We start from the raw sequence: 13,328 nt of genomic DNA, 5'->3' as shown, positions 1-13,328 counted from the left end.
GTGCGCCCGGCGAGAGTCGAACTCGCACTGGCCAGGACCTAAACCTGGTGCCTCTGCCAATTGGGCTACGGGCGCGCGGGTGAAGTCTCGCACGGCCCCTCACGGCGACTTGGCAGCCGAAACCCGCACGACACGCCGAGGCGCCCCGGCGTGTCGTGCGGGTTTCACCGGCCGACCGGTGAAACCCGCGTCAGCGCGGCTCCTCGTCGGCGTTGTTGAGCGCGAGGTCCTTGCGGAGTTTGGCGACGTGGCCGGTGGCCTTGACGTTGTACTGGGCGAGGAAGACCTTGCCGTCCTCGTCGACGACCACGGTGGAGCGGATCACGCCCTCGACGGTCTTGCCGTAGAGCTTCTTCTCCCCGTATGCGCCGTACTGCTGCATCACCGACTTGTCGGGGTCGGAGAGCAGGGTGATCGTCAGGGCGTCGCGCGCGCGGAACTTCGCCAGCTTCTCCGGCTTGTCCGGCGAGATGCCGAGGACCTCGTAGCCCTCGGCCCGGAACGAGTCGAGGGTGTCGGTGAAGTCGCAGGCCTGCTTGGTGCAGCCCGGCGTCATCGCGGCCGGGTAGAAGTACACGATCACCTTGCGGCCGAGGAAGTCGCTCAGCGCGACCTCCGTGCCGGTGTCGTCGGTGAGGGTGAACTCGGGGGCGGTGTCGCCGGGGGAGAGGCGCTCGGTCACGATCGGCTCCTTGTTGCAAGCAATGTGCAATAGCGTAGGCTGGGCACGTTCTCGGGTCTACGACGAACCTACTTGCTGAGCAGGAGAGTGCATGCACGTCCCCGACGGGTTCCTCGACGCCCCGACCTCCGCCGCCACGGGCGCGGTCGCGGTCGCCGCGGTGGGGGTGGCGCTGCTCAAGGCCCGCAACGAGCTCGACGACAAGACCGCGCCGATGGCCGGGCTGGTCGCCGCGTTCATCTTCGCCGTGCAGATGCTGAACTTCCCCGTGGGTACCGGCACCAGCGGCCACCTCATGGGCGGCGCCCTGGCGGCGGTGCTGGTCGGGCCGTGGACCGGTGTCCTATGCGTCAGCGTGGTGCTCCTGGTCCAGTCGCTGCTCTTCGCCGATGGCGGCATCACCGCGCTCGGCACCAACATCGTGCTGATGGCCGTCACGACGGTGCTGGTCGGCTGGATCGCGTTCCGGCTCCTCCAGGCCGTGCTCCCCAAGCGCCTCTCGCTCACGCCGGTGCAGGCGGGCATCGGCGCGTTCGCGTCGGTGCCGGTCGCCGCCTCGGTCTTCGTCCTGCTCTACGCCGTCGGTGGCACGGCGGACATCGCGTTCCACACACTGATGACCGCGATGTTCGGCGTGCACACGCTGATCGGCATCGGCGAGGGCGTGATCACCTGCCTGGCGGTCGGCGCGATCATCGGCGTCCGCCCCGATCTCGTCTACGGCGCGCGACCGGTGCTCGCTCGGCGCGAGCTCGTCATCAAGAAGCCGGCCGTCGCATGAGGAGGGTCGCCACCCGGTGGGTCGTGCTCGGCATCGCGGTCCTCGCCCTGGTGCTGGCCGGCGTCGTGAGCCGGTTCGCCGACAGTGACCCCGACGGCCTCACCAGGGTCTCCCAGGACCACGGCTTCGCCCACACCGAGAAGGGCCGCGACGGCCTGCTCGGCGGCTACAGCGGCGCGACGGGTGTCCTCGGCGTGCTCGTGGTCCTCGGGCTCGCCGGCGGGGTCACGTACGCCGTGCGGCGTCGCCGTCCGCGAGACGAGCAGTCCTGAGGTGGGCGCCGGACACGGCCACAAGCTGCACTTCCACGGCCACTCACCGGTCCACCGCGCCCCGGCGCACCTGAAGGTCCTGGCGCTGCTGGCGTTCGCGGTCGTCGTGGTCGCGACGCCGGGTGACGCCTACCCCGTGTTCGCGGCGTACGCCGTGCTGCTCGGTCTCGTCATCGGCGTGAGCCGGGTGCCCCCGGCGTACCTGCTGAAGCGGACGGTGGTCGAGCTGCCGTTCGTCGTGTTCGCGGTGCTGCTGCCGTTCGTCGCGACCGGTCCGCAGACCGAGGTGCTCGGGGTGAGCGTCAGCGAGCACGGCCTCGAGGCCGGCATCGCCCTGCTGGTCAAGGGCACGCTCGGCGTGCTCGCCAGCCTCACGCTCGCGGCGACCACCGAGCCGCAGGACCTGCTGGTCGGTCTCGAGCGGCTCCGGGTGCCCCAGCAGCTCGTGCAGATCATGGCGTTCATGGTCCGCTACCTCGACGTGGTCACCGGCGAGATGCAGCGGATGCGGATCGCCCGCGAGGCCCGCGGGTTCTCCGCGCGCAACCCGCGGCACTGGCCGGTGCTGGCCCGCTCGGCGGGCGCGCTGTTCATCCGCTCCTACGAGCGCGGCGAGCGGGTGCACCTGGCGATGCTCTCGCGCGGCTACACCGGCAGGATGCCCCGATGAACACCGAGGGGATGAGCGCATGAGCACGCCCGTGCTCGACGTCCGCGGCCTGGCCTACGCCTACCCCGACGGCCACCAGGCGCTCTACGGCGTCGACCTCCACGTCCACCGCGGTGAGCGGGTCGCGCTGCTCGGCCCCAACGGCGCCGGCAAGACCACGCTGGTGCTTCACCTCAACGGGATCCTGACGGCGGGTGCGGGCACGGTTGCGGTCAGCGGGCTCCCCGTCGACAAGGCCAACCTCACGGAGATCCGCCGTCGCGTCGGGGTGGTGTTCCAGGACCCCGACGACCAGCTGTTCATGGGTACCGTGCGCGCCGACGTCGGGTTCGGGCCGGCCAACCTCGGCCTGCGCGGCGCCGAGCTCGACCGGCGGGTGCTCCGCGCGCTCGAGCAGGTCGGCATGGAGGAGTACGCCGACCGGCCGCCGCACCACCTCTCGTTCGGCCAGCGCCGCCGGGTCGCGGTGGCGACCGTGCTCGCGATGGAGCCGGAGATCCTCGTGCTGGACGAGCCCTCGTCCAACCTCGACCCCGCCAGCCGCCGCGAGCTCGCCGACATCCTGCGCTCGCTCGACGTCACCGTCTTGATGGTCACCCACGACCTGCCCTACGCCCTCGAGCTGTGCCCCCGCTCCGTGGTGCTCAGCGGCGGCACGGTCGTCGCCGACGGGTCGACGTACGACGTGCTCACCGACGCCGAGCTGATGCGCGCCCACCGGCTCGAGCTGCCCTTCGGATTCGACCCGCGGACGGCCGGGCCCCGGTCCTGACCCGGGACCGTCGTGGTTGATAGCCTCCAACCGACACCGACGTCGGAGGAGTGCCCCGTGAGCCAGGACAACCAGCTGTCCTCCCTCGAGCGCGAGATCGAGGAGACCAGGGAACGCCTGGCCAGCACCATCGACCAGCTCCTCTACCGCGCCAGCCCGAAGACGATCGTCGGCCGCGAGGTCAGCAGCATCAAGGCGCACTTCGTCGACCCCGCGACCGGGCAGCCGCGCACCGACAACATCCTCAAGACCGCCGGCATCGTCGTCGGAGTCGTCACGTTGTTCGTGGTCGTCCGCAAGGTCGTGCGCTGACACCGTGGCGAAGGTGAGCAGCCCGGGCGGGGACAAGACGCCCATCAAGATGTTGCACGACCGGCTGCTGGTCGAGGTGGACCGCGAGGCCGGCGAGCGCCGCTCGTCCGGGGGCATCGTGATCCCCGCGACCGCCGCCATGGGAGCCCGCCGGCTCTCGTGGTCGAAGGTGGTCGCCGCCGGGCCGCACGTGCGCTCGGTCGAGGTCGGCGACAAGGTCCTCTTCGAGCCCGAGGACAAGGCGGAGGTCGAGGTCGCCGGCGAGCTCTACATCGTGATGCGCGAGCGCGACGTGCACGCCGTCGCCGCCGACCGGGTCGGCGACAGCGCCACCGGCCTCTACCTGTAGCACGTAACCCACGACTCACCCCGCCCGTTGTGCGGGCATGCTCCGACGCCTGATCGCCGTCACCGCCACCGCGACCCTGCTGCCGCTCGCCGCGGTCGCGCTCCCCGCCGCCGACGCGGCACCCGGGTCCGCGCGCGACCGCGCGCGGACCTACCGCGCGACGATCGAGGTCACCGAGCACGGCATCCCGCACATCACTGCGGACGACTTCGGCTCCCTCGGCTTCGGGGCCGGGTACGCCGCCACCGACGCGTCCGTGTGCACGTTGGCCGACACGCTGGTGACCGCGCGGGGTGAGCGCTCGCGGTGGTTCGGCCCGGACAAGCGCTACAACGACCAGGTCACGTTGCAGGCCTCCAACCTGCAGGTGGACGCGTTCGTCGCGTCCCTGCACCAGCGCCGGGTGGTCGAGCGGCTGCTGAAGGACCCGGTCCGCGGGCCGGGTCGCGAGGCCCGCGCGATGGTCGACGGCTACGTCGCGGGGGCCAACGAGTGGCTGCGGAGCAACAAGGTCACCGACCCGGCCTGCGCCGGCGCGCCGTACCTGAAGCCGAACGTGACCGCGCTCGACCTCTGGTACGGCGTCTACCTGGCCAACCTGCTCGCCTCCGCCGGCGTGTTCGTCAAGGAGATCGTCGATGCGGCGCCGCCGTCGGCCGCCGACCCCGGGCTTCCGGAGCTGCCGGTCCAGGCCGCGGACGTCGACCGCGACGCCCTGCTGAGGGGACTCGGCCGCGACCCCGAGGCGCCCTTCGGCTCCAACGCCACCGCGGTCGGCGGAGCCGCGACCACGACCGGCAAGGGCATGCTGCTCGGCAACCCACACTTCCCGTGGCGCGGCCGCTACCACTTCACCCAGCAGCACCTCACGATCCCGGGGCGCTACGACGTGGCCGGGGCCTCCCTGATCGGCTCGCCGGTCGTCAACATCGGCTGGAACAAGCACGTGGCCTGGAGCCACACGGTGTCGACGGCGTACCGGTTCACGCCGTACGAGTACAAGACCGTCGGCCCCGGCACCACCTACCTCACCGACGCGGGACCGAAGGACCTGATCCACGACACCGTGAAGGTCACGGTCAAGAAGGACGACGGATCACTCGGCACCGTCACCGAGGACCTCTACCGCACGCCGCAGGGGTACGTGATCGACGCGCCCGCGCTGCTGATGCCGTGGAGCCCGGCCAGCGTGTGGGCGATCCGCGACGCCAACGCCGAGCACCTGCGCACGATCGACACGTTCCTCGACATGGGCAAGGCGACCGGCGTCCGTGACCTGCTCCGGCGCCAGGACGCGGCCGGCGGCATGCCCTGGGTCAACACCACCGCCGCCGACCGGCGCGGCAACGTCTTGTACGCCGACCACTCGGTGGTGCCCAACGTGCCCGATGCCCTGGCGCAGCAGTGCATGACCCCCACCGGGCTGGTCCTCGACCAGGTCGCGGGTCTGCCCGGCCTCGACGGCACGTTCGCGGACTCGCGCTGCGCCTGGGGGTCCGACGCGGACGCCGAGCGGCCCGGCATCTTCGGGCCGGCCAACCTGCCGATGGAGGTGCGCCGCGACTGGGTGATGAACGCCAACGACTCCTACTGGCTGCCCAACCCGGCCCAGCCGTTGGAGGGGTACGCCGGCATCATCGGCTGCGAGCGCTGCGTGCGCACGATGCGGACCCGGATGGTCTCCCACTACGTCATGGACCGGCTGGCCGCGGGCGCCAAGGAGTCGCCACGCAGCCTGCGCGGGCACGAGCACGAGAACCGGCTGATGACCGCCGAGGTGATGCGCGCGAACGGCGCGCTCGACACCGTCTGCGCGGCCACCGGTGAGACCGAGGCCTGCCAGGTGCTGCACGACTGGGACGGCCGCTCGAACACCGACTCGGTCGGCACCCACATCTTCGAGGAGTTCGTGGCCCGGCTGCCCAGCCTGCCCGTCGACGCGGTCGACCCGGTCTGGCTCACCCCGTTCGACCCGGCCGACCCGCTGAACACCCCACGTGACCTCGACGTCGCCAACCCGCAGGTGGTGCAGGCGATGGCCGACGCGATCGCGTCGCTGCGCGAGCGGGGCATCCCCTTCGACGCGACCTGGGGGTCGCTCCAGGTCGCCGGCGACCGGGGCGCGCCGCCGATCCCGCTCGGGGGTGGCACCGGCGACGCGGTCGGCAACGCCAACGCGCTCGCGTCCCGGTGGGCGCGGGACAACACCGACCGCTACCGGCCGATCACCTACGGCTCGTCGCACATCCAGGCGATCTCGTTCCTGCCGGGCGGGCGGGTCGACGCGCGCACGATCCTGACCTACGGCCAGGCCGAGAACCCGCGCTCGCCGTACTCCTCCGACCAGACGCGGATGTTCTCGCGCAAGCAGTGGGTGCACTTCGCGTGGACCGACGCGCAGATCCGCCGCGACCTCGTGCGCAGGTTCGTCGTGCGGGGGTGACGCCCTCGACGGTCCGGCGACGGGTCAGCGGACCCGGACGGTGAGGGTCCCCGTGGTGGCGCCGGTGCTGTGGAGCGTCTGCGACACGCTGAGGCGGAACAGGTGGGTCCCGCGGGCGGTCAGCCGGGGGAACGTCACCCGGGCGGTGCCCCGGGCGGTGGTCCGCACGGTGCGCGCGGCCTGCCAGGTGCCGCCGGTGAAGCGCTCCAAGGTCACCGTCTCGGTCCCGGCCTGCTCGACCTCGATCGCGTCGGCCGGCGGGGTCGCGCCGCGGGAGAGGCCGAGCGCGCCGGTGCGGAACCCGGACACCTCGGTCACGGCCTGCGGCACGTCCGGGGTGAGCGGGTCGCCGTCGGTGGCGCAGGCGACCTCGCCCTGCCAGTGGTAGTTGGTGCCGCCGACCTGGACCCAGGTGATGGTGTACGACGCCACGTCGGCCGGCCAGCCCGGGTGGGTCGTGAAGGGGAACAGCGTGGTGCCGCTCCAGGTGCCGGCGTTGTTGTGGAAGTTCAAGGTGACCTGGCCGCGGTCGGTCTCGATGCGGACGTTGACGTCGTTGGCCTGGCCGCTCGGGAGGTCGGCCGGGTACGCCACGCTGAGGGCGTCGCACGTCGGGTCGGCGTAGCGCCAGTCCCACGAGAACGGGGTCGTGCTGCCCGGGCCGGTCTCGGTCGGCCCGGTGGGCGTGCCGGTGCCGCCGGCGTCGTCGCCGTCCTCGCAGGGGCCGACCCAGAACGTCTTCGACTTGGTGTCGGCCCCGCGGGAGCCCTCGGTGTCCGTGGTGACCTTCACGTGGTAGCCCTGCTCGGGGTGCGGGTCGCCCGCGAACTCGAGCGTGTAGATCTCCCGGCCGTCGAGGTCGTTGCCGCCCTGGGCGGCGTCGTCGGCCAGCCGCACGGTCGTCGCGCCGTGCACACCGGTGATCGCGACGTCGTGGTCCTGGCTCTCGAAGCTCACGACCGACGTGGCGCCGGCGTCGAAGCCGTACCACTCCAGGGCGAACGTGCACCCGACGTGCGGGTCGTTGCTCTCGGTGCCGAGCTGGTCGACCTCGGCGACCTTGATCGTGCCGTTGTTGCCGCCGGCGTCGGCGACCGCCGGCGCGGGGCCCAGCGCCAGGACGGCGGGCAGGGCGGCTGCGGCCGCGGCGGTGACGAGTCGTGCTCGCACGGTGGCTCCTCGGGTCGTTCGGGGTGACCCGAGGAGCGTGACATGCCGGATCGGCCGGATCCGGGTCCGTGGACGAACCGTTGCCGCAGCGTGGAGGAACCTTGTGGCTGTCTTGAGGAAGTCGCGCCGACGGTCCGGTTCGGACGGGTCAGCGGCGCCGCAGCCCGCAGGTCGCGGGGCCTTCGAGCACGTGGCCCTCGGGCCCGAAGCGCGAGCCGTGCAGGGGACAGTCCCAGCTGCGTTCGGCGTCGTTCCATCGCACGATGCCGCCGAGGTGGCTGCACACCGCGGACACGGCGTGGTCGACGCCGTCGGTCCGGCTCACGGCCGTGGGGGTGCCGATGCGGTCCAGCCGCACCTCGCCACCGCCCTCGGCCGGGGTGGCGCCGCCGAGGCCGCGCAGCGGCCGCAGCCAGCCGGTGGTCAGCTCGATCGCGACCTCGGCGTTGAGGCGAGCGCTCTCCGGCAGGCCGGCGAGCTCCCGGGTGCTCCAGGGGTCGAACGCCGAGGCCCACTCCTGATGGCCGTCGAGGATCCGGCCGGCCAGCGCCAGAGCGGCGGCGACCCCGTTGGTCATGCCCCACTTCGAGTAGCCGCCCGCGACGAGCAGCCCGTCGGTCCCGGGGAGGATCGGACCGACGAACGGCAGGGCGTGGTGGGGCACGTAGTCCTGGGCGGACCAGGCATGGGTCTCGACCGCCTCCGGGAAGTGGTCCAGCGTCCACCGGCGCAGCCCCTCGAGGTGCTCGAGCTCCGAGGTCGCGGCTCCGGTCTTGTGGCCCTCGCCGCCGACGAGGAGCATGCTGCCGCGGCCGTCGGGGGCGACGGTGTCGCGCAGCGAGCGGGTCGGTGCGTCGGCGGAGAGGTACATGCCGTCCACCGCCTGGGTCGGCGTCCGGAACGCCAGTCCGTAGGAGCGGGCCGGCTTGGCCCGCGCGAAGAAGCCGCCCCGGTCGAGGATCGGCATGTTCGTCGCGAGCACCACGGTCCCGGCCTCGGCGTCGCCGACGTCGGTGACGAGCCGGTGCGGCCCGTGACCGTGCACCCGGTGCACCCGCGCGCCCTCGACGATCGTGGCCCCGTGCTCGCGAACGTCGCGCGCGAGGGCGTCGAGCAGCTCCAGGGGGTCGAGCTGGGCCTGGTCGGGCACGAGCACGGCACCACGCACCCGGAACGGCAGCGGCAGCTCCTCGGTCCAGGCCGCCTGCTCGATGCCGGCCCGGTGCAGGGCCTCGAGCTCCGCACGGACCGAGCGGGTCCCGGAGGCGGAGGTCGCATAGGTGTACGCCGGCCGGTGCTGCAGCGCGACGCCGTGGTCGGCGCAGAACCGCTCGACCCAGGCGAGCGCCTCGAGGTTGGCCGCGGCGTACTTGCGCAGCACCGAGGCCGGATGCCGACGGGCGATGCGGGAGAACTGCGTGCCCTGCTGGACGCTGACCTTGGCGGTGCTGCCACCGGTCGTCCCGGCGCCGACGTGCCGGGCCTCGACGACCAGCACGGACCGGCCGGCCCGGGCGAGGAGGGCGGCCGTGGTGAGCCCGGTGATGCCCGCGCCGACCACGACGACGTCCCACTCGCCGCCGACCGTGGCGGAGGCGTCGGTGTCGACCGGGTGACGGTCGCGCCACACGGAGGTGAGGGCCATGTCAGTGGCCCCTGCGGCCGGACGAGCGCCGGGCGCGCAACCGGATCGTGCGGCCGCGCCGCTCGTCGTCCTCGTCCTTCGCACGGGCCTTGTCGATGTTGCGGGTGTCGCGCGGGGGCAGCTGGATCTCGCGCTCCGCCGGGATGCCGGACTCCAGCTCGCGGCCGCGCTCGAGCTCGGCGTCGAGCTCGGCGCCGAAGAGCAGCGCGAGGTTGGTCAACCAGATCCAGAGCAGGAAGGCGATCACGCCGCCGAGCGCCCCGTAGGTCTTGTCGTAGGAGGAGAAGTTCGCGACGTAGAAGCCGAACGCGACCGACACCAGGGCCCAGGTGAGGATCGCGAGGACGGCGCCGACGCTGACCCAGCGGAATCGCGGCTGCCGCACGTTGGGCGTCGCGTAGTAGAGCAGGGCGACCATCACGACGACCGCGGCGGCGATCGCCGGCCACTTCGCGATGTTCCACACCTGCTGGAGCGTCGACCCGACGCCGAGGGCGTCGCCCACCGAGGCCGTGACCGGACCGGTGACGACCAGCGCGAGCAGGACGGCGGCGGCGAGCACGACCAGCACCAGGGTCAGCGCGAGCATCATCGGGCGCAGCTTCCAGATCGGGCGCCCCTCGCGGATCTCGTAGATCCGGTTCATGGCGCGACCGAACGCCCCGACGTACCCGCTCGCCGACCAGAGCGCGCCGGCGAGGCCGAGGGCGAACGCCAGCCCGGCGGTCTGCGAACGGCTGATCTCCAGCAGCGGGTCCCGCACGCTGTCGACGATCGAGGCCCCGCCGAGGTCCTCGATGATGCCCAGCAGCGTCTCGACGCTGCTGGTGCCCTGCCCGACGAGGCCGAGCAGCGACGTCAGTGCGATCGCGGCCGGGAACACCGCGAGCACGGCGTAGTAGGTGAGCGCGGCCGCCAAGTCCGTGCACTGGTCGTCGGAGAACTCCCGCACGGTCTTGCGGGCGACGAAGATCCAGGAGCGCCGGGAGAGGTCGGCCGGTGAGTCGACCGGCCCCTCCTCGTCGATCCTGGCCTCGCGGGCCCGGGTGTCGCTGCTCATTCCTCCCGGGTGCCCCGTGAGGCCTGCCGGCATGCCACGACGCGCGGTCTGGGGCCGGTGAGAGCACGGAAGAGATGGCCGGCACCCGTCATGAGGTGAACCGCTCCCAGGCGCGGTGGAAGGCCATCTGCTCCTGCGCGCCGGCGAAGACGGTCTCGGCCGACTCGCCGCGGACGATGCCTGCCTCCTGGCCACAGCCGGCCGCATCGAGAGCCGCGGTCCCCGCGCCCCAGGCGCCGATGACCTTGGCGTGGCGGAAGCACTCCTCGAGGAGGAGGACGACGCGCGGGTCGACCGTGGTGGCGGCGGCACCCGCCTTGGCGTCGCGTGCCGGGAGGGCGTCCGGGGCCGGGGCGGGGGACCCGGCCAGCAGGACCGCGTCGAACTCGACCGAGCGGGCAGTCGCGAACGTGCGCTGCACCGTCAGGGCGCCGATCGTGCCGCCGTGCGGGCCGATCACCAGCGGCACCATCCCAGCCGCGAACACCTGCGCACGCAGCTCCTCGACACCCGCGAGGTCGCCGTCGGGGTCAACCACGACGCCGACGATCCGCCCGTCCGGAGGCCAGGCCTCGCCCACCTGGGACAGGGCCGGGCTGGGCTCCGCGTCGGCCAGAGGGATCGTGGGCTCCGGAGCGGGCAGGCCGAGCCCGGTGGCCACCTCGGCGCACAGCACCGGGTCGATGTTGGCCAGGGACTGGAGCTGGCGCTCCTTGATCGCCTGCTCGTAGCACTTGCCGAGCTCGAAGGTGTAGGCGCGCACGATGTGCTCGCGCTCCACCGGCGACATGCTCAGCCAGAACTGCCGGGCCTGGCTGTAGTGGTCGTCGTACGACGCCGGGCTGGCGCGCACCTTGGTCGACTCGGCCACGCGGACCGCCAGGTCCTCGAGCGCGCGGTCGTCCGCGCCCGCATGGAAGGGGCAGCCGCCGTCGAGCGAGTTGGGTCGATACGGGGCGACGCCGACGTGGTCCGCGTGCTGGTGCAGGCCGTCGCGCAGCATGTCGTTGACCGGCGCGTGGGGACGGTTGATCGGGATCTGGGAGAAGTTCGGTCCGCCGAGCCGGGTGAGCTGGGTGTCGACGTAGGAGAACAGCCGCGCCTGCAGGAGCGGGTCGTCGGTGACGTCGATCCCGGTCACGAGGTGCCCGACGTGGAACGCGACCTGCTCGGTCTCGGCGAAGAAGTTGGTCGGGTTGCCGGTCAGCACCATCAGGCCGACCGGCTGCACCGGCGCGAGCTCCTCGGGCACGACCTTGGTCGGATCGAGCAGGTCGATGCCCCCGAACATCTGGTCAGCGCTGTCGGGGAAGACCTGCAGACCCAGCTCCCAGGCCGGGTAGGCGCCGGCCTCGATCGCGTCGTACAGGTCCCGACGGTGGAAGTCGGGGTCGATGCCGCCGAGGAGCTGCGCCTCCTCCCAGGTCAGGGAGTGCACCCCGAGGCGCGGCTTCCAGTGGAACTTCACCAGCGACGTCTCGCCGGCGTCGTTGACGCACCGGAACGTGTGGACCCCGAAGCCCTCCATCATCCGGTACGAGCGCGGGATGCCCCGATCGGACATGTTCCACATCGTGTGGTGCTGGGCCTCGGTGTGCAGCGACACGAAGTCCCAGAACGTGTCGTGGGCGCTCTGGGCCTGCGGGATCTCCCGGTCGGGGTGCGGCTTGCCGGCGTGGATCACGTCGGGGAACTTGATGCCGTCCTGGATGAAGAACACCGGCATGTTGTTGCCGACGAGGTCGAAGGTGCCCTCCTCGGTGTAGAACTTCGTCGCGAAGCCGCGGGTGTCGCGGACGGTGTCGGCCGACCCCCGCGATCCCAGCACCGTGGAGAAGCGCACGAACACCGGCGTCTCGACGTCCTCGGCCAGGAAGCCCGCGCGCGTCACGGTGTCGGCGGTGCCGTAGCCGATGAACACGCCGTGGGCTCCGGCGCCTCGGGCGTGCACGACGCGCTCGGGGATCCGCTCGTGGTCGAAGTGGGTGATCTTCTCGCGCAGGTGATGGTCCTGCAGGAGCGTCGGTCCGCGCTCGCCGGCCTTGAGCGAGTGGTCGGTGTCGCGGACCCGGGCGCCCTGCGAGGTCGTCAGGTGGGCCCCCTGCTGCGCGCGGTCGGCGCTCGCGGCGCCCGTGTCGACACCGGTCGCGGTGCGGACCTGGGGCGCGGTTTGGTCGGGCGTCGGCGGCAGCGGCTGGCGCGGCTGCGTCGGCTCCTCGAGTGTGGGCGGCTCGCTGCCGGGTGCGCCGGGCACGGCCGGCTCTGCGAGCTCCGCGGCCTTGGCGGCGATACCGGCGACGACCTTGTCGAAGGCGTCCTTCGCGATCTGCTTCGGATCCATGGTGACCTCCCCGAGACGACTGTGGTCCCGCCCGGGTACCCGCACCGTCCGAAAGGACACCCCGCCGCAGATCGCTCAGTCCGGGGGAGCGAAGCCGTGCAGCAGGCACCACGCGACGGCGCGCGCGCGTGAGGTGGCACCGATCTTGACGTACGCAGACCGGATGTAGGTCTTCACCGAGTTGATGGAGAGGTAGAGCCGCTCGGCGATCTCCTGGTTGCTCATGCCCTGGGTGATCAGCGCGAGCACCTCGACCTCGCGCGGCGTCAGCCCGACGTCTTGACCCAGCCGATCGCCCTGGCCGGGCAGGTCCGTGCCGGCTGCGGCCGCCTCCACGGCGGCCACCAGCTCCTCGGAGCCCACGCTCATCGAGATCCAGCCGTGGGCGCCGGCCACGAGGGCCCGCGCCCGCAGGTCGGGGCGCAGGTCGCGACTGACGGCGAGGATCACGGCCGCGTTCTCCCGGGCGAGCCGCTGCAGGTCCTCGCCGCGCGTGCGATGCACCCCCAGGACGTCGTACAGGATGACGTCCGCGGCGCTCGGCTCGGTGATCTCCACCCGCTGCGGGTGCTCGGCGAGCATGGCGAACAAGCCCTTGGCCAGCACCTCTTGGTGGCCGACGATCCCCACCCGGGTCGGTTGCGCTGGCATGTGCACATGGTGTCGGTCCCGGCGCTCCGGGTGCCGGTCTGGCGCTACGCCCGAAAGGGTGAAAGTCGCGGCCCCGCGGTGCTGAGGAAGTGCATTGACCGACGCACGTAGGGTGGTCGGCGGCATGGATGTTCGGCGTCGGCACGTTCGCCGTCGCTCCGCCTCTCTCGGAAGGGCGTA

At 72.3% G+C, this 13,328-nt stretch carries 13 protein-coding genes and 1 tRNA gene; 7 read left to right on the top strand and 7 right to left on the bottom strand.

Translation table 11 applies throughout. From position 1 onward, the window contains the following. Position 1: 1 nt before the first annotated feature. Both VGD85_RS12345 and bcp read right to left on the bottom strand, forming a co-directional pair. A tRNA-Leu gene (locus tag VGD85_RS12345) sits at positions 2–75 on the bottom strand. A 115-nt stretch (positions 76–190) separates the two neighbouring features. Next, positions 191–682, bottom strand: a complete 492-nt coding sequence (bcp, locus tag VGD85_RS12340) for a thioredoxin-dependent thiol peroxidase (RefSeq protein ID WP_331063739.1) — start codon at positions 680–682, stop codon at positions 191–193. 91 nt (positions 683–773) lie between these two features. Between bcp and VGD85_RS12335 the strand changes: the two genes are divergently transcribed. The 7 genes from VGD85_RS12335 to VGD85_RS12305 are packed head-to-tail and all read left to right on the top strand — an operon-like array spanning position 774 to position 6,281. Further along, positions 774–1,463 carry an energy-coupling factor ABC transporter permease gene (locus tag VGD85_RS12335; protein ID WP_331063738.1) on the top strand — a complete coding sequence of 230 codons (690 nt, stop codon included), beginning with the start codon at positions 774–776 and terminating at the stop codon, positions 1,461–1,463. Further along, complete coding sequence (locus VGD85_RS12330; protein ID WP_331063737.1) at positions 1,460–1,735, top strand: PDGLE domain-containing protein; 276 nt, start codon at positions 1,460–1,462, stop codon at positions 1,733–1,735. The genes VGD85_RS12335 and VGD85_RS12330 overlap by 4 nt, the downstream gene beginning before the upstream one ends. A gap of 1 nt (position 1,736) precedes the next feature. After that, on the top strand, positions 1,737–2,405 hold the full coding sequence (cbiQ, locus tag VGD85_RS12325) for a cobalt ECF transporter T component CbiQ (protein WP_331063736.1): 669 nt from the start codon (positions 1,737–1,739) through the stop codon (positions 2,403–2,405). Between the two features lie 19 nt (positions 2,406–2,424). Next, a complete protein-coding gene (locus VGD85_RS12320; RefSeq protein WP_331063735.1) occupies positions 2,425–3,177 on the top strand; it encodes an ABC transporter ATP-binding protein in 753 nt (250 codons plus the stop codon). Positions 3,178–3,234: 57 nt separating this feature from the next. Beyond that, positions 3,235–3,489, top strand: coding sequence for a DUF3618 domain-containing protein (locus VGD85_RS12315; protein WP_331063734.1), 255 nt, complete (start codon positions 3,235–3,237; stop codon positions 3,487–3,489). Positions 3,490–3,538: 49 nt separating this feature from the next. Continuing rightward, complete coding sequence (locus VGD85_RS12310) at positions 3,539–3,838, top strand: co-chaperone GroES (RefSeq protein WP_331063762.1); 300 nt, start codon at positions 3,539–3,541, stop codon at positions 3,836–3,838. A gap of 37 nt (positions 3,839–3,875) precedes the next feature. Then, on the top strand, positions 3,876–6,281 hold the full coding sequence (locus VGD85_RS12305) for a penicillin acylase family protein (RefSeq protein ID WP_331063733.1): 2,406 nt from the start codon (positions 3,876–3,878) through the stop codon (positions 6,279–6,281). Between the two features lie 24 nt (positions 6,282–6,305). Here VGD85_RS12305 and VGD85_RS12300 read toward each other — a convergent pair whose 3' ends face one another. From VGD85_RS12300 to VGD85_RS12280, 5 genes are all read right to left on the bottom strand, one after another. Continuing rightward, positions 6,306–7,451: a hypothetical protein gene (locus tag VGD85_RS12300; protein ID WP_331063732.1), complete on the bottom strand. Its 1,146-nt coding sequence runs from the start codon at positions 7,449–7,451 to the stop codon at positions 6,306–6,308. A gap of 148 nt (positions 7,452–7,599) precedes the next feature. Further along, positions 7,600–9,096, bottom strand: a complete 1,497-nt coding sequence (locus VGD85_RS12295; RefSeq protein WP_331063731.1) for an FAD-dependent oxidoreductase — start codon at positions 9,094–9,096, stop codon at positions 7,600–7,602. Position 9,097: 1 nt separating this feature from the next. Beyond that, complete coding sequence (locus tag VGD85_RS12290; protein ID WP_331063730.1) at positions 9,098–10,156, bottom strand: YihY/virulence factor BrkB family protein; 1,059 nt, start codon at positions 10,154–10,156, stop codon at positions 9,098–9,100. 88 nt (positions 10,157–10,244) lie between these two features. After that, the gene (locus VGD85_RS12285; RefSeq protein WP_331063729.1) at positions 10,245–12,497 is read right to left on the bottom strand and encodes a catalase; all 2,253 of its coding nucleotides are present in this window, start codon (positions 12,495–12,497) and stop codon (positions 10,245–10,247) included. A 75-nt stretch (positions 12,498–12,572) separates the two neighbouring features. After that, positions 12,573–13,148: a response regulator transcription factor gene (locus tag VGD85_RS12280; RefSeq protein WP_331063728.1), complete on the bottom strand. Its 576-nt coding sequence runs from the start codon at positions 13,146–13,148 to the stop codon at positions 12,573–12,575. Between the last annotated feature and the right edge of the window lie 180 nt (positions 13,149–13,328).

It is taken from the genome of Nocardioides sp. (assembly GCF_036401255.1).
GTDB lineage: Bacteria > Actinomycetota > Actinomycetes > Propionibacteriales > Nocardioidaceae > Nocardioides.
Note: the sequence above shows the minus strand (reverse complement) of the source record. Positions and strands in the feature narration are given on the sequence as shown.

What these genes read in the sequence shown, in the direction of transcription:
- VGD85_RS12320 (WP_331063735.1), top strand. Translation starts at nt 2,425, where the DNA reads ATGAGCACGCCCGTGCTCGACGTCCGCGGCCTGGCCTACGCCTACCCC.
- VGD85_RS12295 (WP_331063731.1), bottom strand. Translation starts at nt 9,096, where the DNA reads ATGGCCCTCACCTCCGTGTGGCGCGACCGTCACCCGGTCGACACCGAC.
- VGD85_RS12305 (WP_331063733.1), top strand. Translation starts at nt 3,876, where the DNA reads ATGCTCCGACGCCTGATCGCCGTCACCGCCACCGCGACCCTGCTGCCG.
- VGD85_RS12285 (WP_331063729.1), bottom strand. Translation starts at nt 12,497, where the DNA reads ATGGATCCGAAGCAGATCGCGAAGGACGCCTTCGACAAGGTCGTCGCC.
- VGD85_RS12335 (WP_331063738.1), top strand. Translation starts at nt 774, where the DNA reads ATGCACGTCCCCGACGGGTTCCTCGACGCCCCGACCTCCGCCGCCACG.
- VGD85_RS12310 (WP_331063762.1), top strand. Translation starts at nt 3,539, where the DNA reads ATGTTGCACGACCGGCTGCTGGTCGAGGTGGACCGCGAGGCCGGCGAG.
- VGD85_RS12330 (WP_331063737.1), top strand. Translation starts at nt 1,460, where the DNA reads ATGAGGAGGGTCGCCACCCGGTGGGTCGTGCTCGGCATCGCGGTCCTC.
- VGD85_RS12290 (WP_331063730.1), bottom strand. Translation starts at nt 10,156, where the DNA reads ATGAGCAGCGACACCCGGGCCCGCGAGGCCAGGATCGACGAGGAGGGG.
- VGD85_RS12280 (WP_331063728.1), bottom strand. Translation starts at nt 13,148, where the DNA reads ATGCCAGCGCAACCGACCCGGGTGGGGATCGTCGGCCACCAAGAGGTG.